Below are 1,024 nucleotides of genomic sequence, written 5' to 3'. Positions count from 1 at the left end.
CAGCATTAGTGGTGATCGAAGCAGCAGTCAGTGCAGCACTGATAGTGCCTGTTCCTGTGGTGTTGATAATTAAGGCACCTAGTGCACCATTAGTTTCTCCCCCGACGACACCCGTAAAGGTGACATTGCCAGAACCCGTAGAGATAGTTAGTGCGTTAGCAGCAGAGGCAGTGCTATTTAAGGTGCTATTAAATCCAATGGTGCTATTGGTAGTTGTTAAGGTAATCGGAGTGGCTGTTAAGCTCACTGCCCCAGTGTAAGTTTGGGTACCACTGGTGGTGATGTTGCCGGCCAAGGAAGCGGTGCCCCCTACTATGAGGCTAGAGCTACCAGTGCTATTGGTAATGGTGTTACCACTAGCCATAACTAGGTTACCAACGGTGAGGCTCCTTTGGAGATCTAATACTGCAGCATTACTCATGGTCAAGTTATTGGCAGTAGATCCAAGAGTGCCTAGGCCACTGACTGTGAGGGTACCGCTATTGATGGTGGTGCTGCCTACATAATTATTAGCCCCGGTGAAGTTCAAGGTACCACTACCTGCTTTAGTCAGGGCATGAGAGCCAGTGATGATGCCAGACAGAGTTAAGCTGCCATCGACGGTAATCGTGCTCGCACTACTTAAGGTAATACTGCCAGAGATGGCGCCAGTACCGGTAGTCGTCTTGAGTGCTCCGCCACTTAAAGTAATCGGTTCAGCACCAATATTCGCTTGGATATCTAAGATGCCGCCACTAACAGTCGTACCGCTAGCAGTGCCCCCTAAAGCGCTATCGTTTGTGACCACTAGAGTACCCACAGAGACAGTAGTTAAGCCGGTATACCCATTACCACCAGACAAGGTCGTGATGCCAGCGCCAGTTTGATTAACAGCGCCACTACCGTTAATGGTATTAGCTACGGTCATGGCGTTACTGCGATTAAAGCTTAGCGTGCCGTTATTGGTCACTTCCCCAGTACCTAGGCTACCAGTAGTGCTGGCATTACCAATTTGTAGAGTAGCGCCACTGTTGATGGTGGTGCT

At 49.6% G+C, this 1,024-nt stretch carries 1 protein-coding gene; it reads right to left on the bottom strand.

The window, feature by feature from the left end; translation table 11 throughout:
• Positions 1-1,024, bottom strand: a 1,024-nt coding sequence (locus tag B0G85_RS10205) for a beta strand repeat-containing protein (protein ID WP_198508823.1), incomplete at both ends; no start/stop codon positions are given.

The sequence above is a fragment of the Polynucleobacter brandtiae genome (assembly GCF_002797575.1).
Lineage (GTDB): Bacteria > Pseudomonadota > Gammaproteobacteria > Burkholderiales > Burkholderiaceae > Polynucleobacter > Polynucleobacter brandtiae.
This window is presented reverse-complemented; position numbering and strand designations above follow the sequence as displayed.